Source organism: Collinsella sp. SGI.241, assembly GCF_050312955.1.
GTDB lineage: Bacteria > Actinomycetota > Coriobacteriia > Coriobacteriales > Coriobacteriaceae > Collinsella.
Map to the genome: position 1 here is coordinate 1 of NZ_JBNPKM010000024.1, position 5415 is coordinate 5415.

Annotated in this window: 3 rRNA genes; all 3 read left to right on the forward strand. The window is 63.7% G+C overall.

The annotated features are described in order from the left end of the window. Nucleotides 1-229 precede the first annotated feature (229 nt). Nucleotides 230-1735: ribosomal RNA gene (locus ACQQ92_RS08375) — 16S ribosomal RNA — on the forward strand. A 397-nt stretch (nucleotides 1736-2132) separates the two neighbouring features. Beyond that, nucleotides 2133-5107: ribosomal RNA gene (locus ACQQ92_RS08380) — 23S ribosomal RNA — on the forward strand. A gap of 147 nt (nucleotides 5108-5254) precedes the next feature. Continuing rightward, nucleotides 5255-5370 (forward strand): 5S ribosomal RNA (gene rrf / locus ACQQ92_RS08385). The 16S, 23S and 5S rRNA genes sit together here, the layout of an rRNA operon. Nucleotides 5371-5415: the final 45 nt, after the last annotated feature.

Genomic DNA, 5415 nt, shown 5'->3' on the forward strand with positions numbered 1-5415 from the left:
GGCGTGCACCTTGAGAACCGGATACTGCGAGGATGGACACACCAGATGTGTCGCATCCGGGCAGACATCGAACCATTTGAAATGGTCTGACTTGGATTCGTTTTTCGCAAGGCCGCCGAGAGGCGGCCCCGAGAAATTCCTTTTCCTATCAAACAGAACCATATGAATCGAACGGAACCGATCAGCGAATGACTGAGAGGACCGGACGGGCTCGAGGCCCAAACATATTTGGACGGAGAGTTCGATCCTGGCTCAGGATGAACGCTGGCGGCGCGCCTAACACATGCAAGTCGAACGGCACCTATCTTCGGATAGAAGCGAGTGGCGAACGGCTGAGTAACACGTGGAGAACCTGCCCCCTCCCCCGGGATAGCCGCCCGAAAGGACGGGTAATACCGGATACCCCCGGGTGCCGCATGGCGCCCGGGCTAAAGCCCCGACGGGAGGGGATGGCTCCGCGGCCCATCAGGTAGACGGCGGGGTGACGGCCCACCGTGCCGACAACGGGTAGCCGGGTTGAGAGACCGACCGGCCAGATTGGGACTGAGACACGGCCCAGACTCCTACGGGAGGCAGCAGTGGGGAATCTTGCGCAATGGGGGCAACCCTGACGCAGCGACGCCGCGTGCGGGACGGAGGCCTTCGGGTCGTAAACCGCTTTCAGCAGGGAAGAGACGAGACTGTACCTGCAGAAGAAGCCCCGGCTAACTACGTGCCAGCAGCCGCGGTAATACGTAGGGGGCGAGCGTTATCCGGATTCATTGGGCGTAAAGCGCGCGTAGGCGGCCCGGCAGGCCGGGGGTCGAAGCGGGGGGCTCAACCCCCCGAAGCCCCCGGAACCTCCGCGGCTTGGGTCCGGTAGGGGAGGGTGGAACACCCGGTGTAGCGGTGGAATGCGCAGATATCGGGTGGAACACCGGTGGCGAAGGCGGCCCTCTGGGCCGAGACCGACGCTGAGGCGCGAAAGCTGGGGGAGCGAACAGGATTAGATACCCTGGTAGTCCCAGCCGTAAACGATGGACGCTAGGTGTGGGGGGACGATCCCCCCGTGCCGCAGCCAACGCATTAAGCGTCCCGCCTGGGGAGTACGGCCGCAAGGCTAAAACTCAAAGGAATTGACGGGGGCCCGCACAAGCAGCGGAGCATGTGGCTTAATTCGAAGCAACGCGAAGAACCTTACCAGGGCTTGACATATGGGTGAAGCGGGGGAGACCCCGTGGCCGAGAGGAGCCCATACAGGTGGTGCATGGCTGTCGTCAGCTCGTGTCGTGAGATGTTGGGTTAAGTCCCGCAACGAGCGCAACCCCCGCCGCGTGTTGCCATCGGGTGATGCCGGGAACCCACGCGGGACCGCCGCCGTCAAGGCGGAGGAGGGCGGGGACGACGTCAAGTCATCATGCCCCTTATGCCCTGGGCTGCACACGTGCTACAATGGCCGGTACAGAGGGATGCCACCCCGCGAGGGGGAGCGGATCCCGGAAAGCCGGCCCCAGTTCGGATTGGGGGCTGCAACCCGCCCCCATGAAGTCGGAGTTGCTAGTAATCGCGGATCAGCATGCCGCGGTGAATGCGTTCCCGGGCCTTGTACACACCGCCCGTCACACCACCCGAGTCGTCTGCACCCGAAGTCGCCGGCCCAACCGAGAGGGGGGAGGCGCCGAAGGTGTGGAGGGTGAGGGGGGTGAAGTCGTAACAAGGTAGCCGTACCGGAAGGTGCGGCTGGATCACCTCCTTTCTAGGGAGATACATTCTTAGAGAGATCAACTTAACTCGAATGGAGGGCAGGAGCCCGTCCGGTGGATGTCTGGCCCGGATACGTCCCCGCAGCACCCGGTCCCCGGGGTCGCACCCGCGTACCTTGAGAGCCGCATAGCGATAGGAGAGAGATGGAAGAGTATCCTCTTCCAGACTCGATTCTTTTCTGCGATTAAATCAAGAATGATAGCAATCATTCATCCGATCCAAACAAGAGGAATTCACTCATTGATGAGTGAGGAGCATCTGATCGCGAGCACAGTGGAACACGCTGTGCCGCGGTATGAGATACCCGAATTGCGACATGAGAGCGCTATTCATGATATCGATTAATTTATATTAGCGACACGTGGATATCCCGCGGGCCCGGAGCGGTCCCGCAAGATACCACGGGCGCACGGCGGATGCCTTGGCACAGGGAGCCGATGAAGGACGCGGCAAGCTGCGATAATCCCCGGCGAGGAGCACACATCCTTCGACCCGGGGGTCTCCGAATGGGCGAACCCATGCACAGCAGTGTGCATATCCCCGGCCTGAACGCATAGGGCCGGGGAGGACAACCCGGGGAACTGAAACATCTAAGTACCCGGAGGAGAGGAAATCAATCTCGAGACTCCCCGAGTAGCGGCGAGCGAAAGGGGACCGATGGCCAAACCGTCGAGCGGGCGTACCCGGCAGGGGTTCCGCCGGCGGGGTTGCAGGGCCGCGCATCCGGGGGCTGCCGCCCCCGGGCGCAGGTCCGGCTGGGGAGCGGAACGGCATGGGAGGGCCGGCCGCAGCGGGTGACAGCCCCGTACGCGAACCCAGACCGGACGGCGCGACGCGGTCCCTGAGTAGGGCCGGGCACGTGAAACCCGGTCCGAACCTGGGTGGACCACCATCCAAGCCTGAGTACTACCCTGTGACCGATAGCGCACCAGTACCGTGAGGGAAAGGTGAAAAGCACCCCGGGAGGGGAGTGAAACAGTACCTGAAACCGTGCGCCCACGAGCAGTCGGAGCACCCTCCGGGGTGTGACGGCGTGCCTTTTGTAGAATGAGCCAGCGAGTCGCTGGCGCGGGGCGAGGTTAACCGAAAGGGAGCCGTAGCGAAAGCGAGCCTTAACAGGGCGACTTGAGTCCCGCGCCGCGGACGCGAAGCCGGGTGAGCTATCCGTGGGCAGGCTGAAGCGGGGGTAAGACCCCGTGGAGGGCCGAACGCACGTCGGTTGAAAACGGCGGCGATGACCTGCGGATAGGGGTGAAAGGCCAATCAAACCCGGAGATATCTCGTTCTCCCCGAAATAGCTTTAGGGCTAGCGTCGCGCGTTCACCGCCGGAGGTAGAGCACCGGATGGACGAGGGGGCTTCGCCGCCTACCGAATCCAACCGAACTCCGAATGCCGGCGGCCCAGAGCGCGGCAGTCAGAGCATGTGGGCTAAGCTGTGTGCTCGAGAGGGAAACAGCCCGGACCGCCCGCTAAGGTCCCCAAGTTCCAGCCGAGTGGCAAAGGATGTGCGTCCGCCCAGACAACCAGGATGTTGGCTTAGAAGCAGCCATGCATTCAAAGAGTGCGTAACAGCTCACTGGTCGAGTGGACATGCGCCGACAATACACGGGGCTAAGCTGGACACCGAAGCGGCGGGATTTTATCTATAGAATCGGTAGGGGAGCTTCCCATGGGCGGAGAAGCCGGAGGGCGACCGACGGTGGAGCGCATGGGAGTGAGAATGCTGGCATGAGTAGCGAGAGACGAGAGAGTAACTCGTCCGCCGTGAACCCGAGGTTTCCTGGGCAAGGCTAATCCTCCCAGGGTCAGTCGGGGGCTAAGGCGAGGCCGGGAGGCGTAGCCGACGCGCAGCAGGCAGACATTCCTGCACCGCGCACGCGGCGCTACGACCGACGGGGCGACGGATGGGGGTGGCTCGGCGGGGTTCTGGACGTCCCCGTGATGGAGCGCGGCCCGCGGACCAGGGAAATCCGGTCCGCATCGAGGGCGAGGCTCCGGACGAAGCACTTAAGCGAAGCGAGTGAGCCCGAGGTCCCTAGAAAAACCCCTAGGCAGGCGCGTGCGCGCCCGTACCGCAAACCGACACAGGTGGGTGGGTAGAACATACCGAGGCGATCGGGTCAACCATGGTCAAGGAACTCGGCACAATGGCCCCGTAACTTCGGGAGAAGGGGTGCCCGCGCGTACGTGAACGGACTTGCTCCGGGAGCGGAGGCGGGCCGCAGTGGAGAGGCCCAAGCGACTGTTTACCAAAAACACAGGACTCTGCAGAAGCCGCAAGGCGACGTATAGGGTCTGACGCCTGCCCGGTGCCGGAAGGTCACGCGGAGGAGTTAGCGCACCGCGCGAAGCCCCGAAGCCAAGCCCCGGTAAACGGCGGCCGTAACTATAACGGTCCTAAGGTAGCGAAATTCCTTGTCGGGTAAGTTCCGACCTGCACGAAAGGCGCAACGACTTGGGCGCTGTCTCGACCATGGACCCGGTGAAATTGCACTGGTCGTGAAGATGCGACTTACCCGCGGAAGGACGGAAAGACCCCGTGAACCTTCACTGCAGCTTGGCATTGGCCGCTGGTCCCGCGTGTAGAGGATAGGCAGGAGGCGAAGATCCGGAGGCGCCAGCCCCCGGGGAGCCGCCCTTGGAATACTGCCCTCGCGCGACCGGCGTCCTAACCCGAGGCCGTCAACCGGCTCGGGGACCGTGCCAGGCGGGCAGTTTGACTGGGGCGGTCGCCTCCTAAAGGGTAACGGAGGCGCGCGAAGGTCCGCTCGGGACGGTCGGCAACCGTCCTTTTGAATGCAAGAGTACAAGCGGGCTTGACTGCGAGGCCCACAAGCCGAGCAGGTGCGAAAGCAGGCTCTAGTGATCCGGCGGCCCCGAGTGGGTGGGCCGTCGCTCAACGGATAAAAGGTACTCCGGGGATAACAGGCTGATCTTGCCCAAGAGTCCACATCGACGGCAAGGTTTGGCACCTCGATGTCGGCTCATCGCATCCTGGGGCTGGAGCAGGTCCCAAGGGTACGGCTGTTCGCCGTTTAAAGCGGTACGCGAGCTGGGTTCAGAACGTCGTGAGACAGTTCGGTCCCTATCCTCCGTGGGCGCAGGAGAATCGATGGAGGCTGCCCCCAGTACGAGAGGACCGGGGTGGACGCACCTCCGGTGAACCGGTTGTCGACCAACGGCACGGCCGGGTAGCCGCGTGCGGCGCGGATAACCGCTGAAGGCATCTAAGCGGGAAGCCGTTCCAGGGATTAGTTCTCCTTCCGGTAAGGGCCCAGGTAGACTACCTGGTCGATAGACGGCAGGTGCAAGGGCGGCGACGCCCTCAGCCGAGCCGCACTAATCGCCCGAGCTCTTCCGGAACCGCACCTCGCGGCCCGCGGGACCCAGCGCTTGCGCGGTCCGGGCACGAGGATGCCCCCGAGTCAGTTTCTCCCCTATGCGCCATGCGGCCCCCAGGGCACGTGAAGAGACACCGGACACCGAAGATACGGTGGGCGCCGCCCACCGGTCAGCGGCCAGAGCATGGGGGGCACGCCCGGTCCCGTTCCGAACCCGGAAGCTAAGCCCCATCGCGCCGAGAGTACTGCGGGGCCAGCCCGTGGGAGGCCAGGGCGCCGCTGACCGGTGGACGGCACCGAGCCGTCATCGAGAATCGAGAAGGGGGAGGC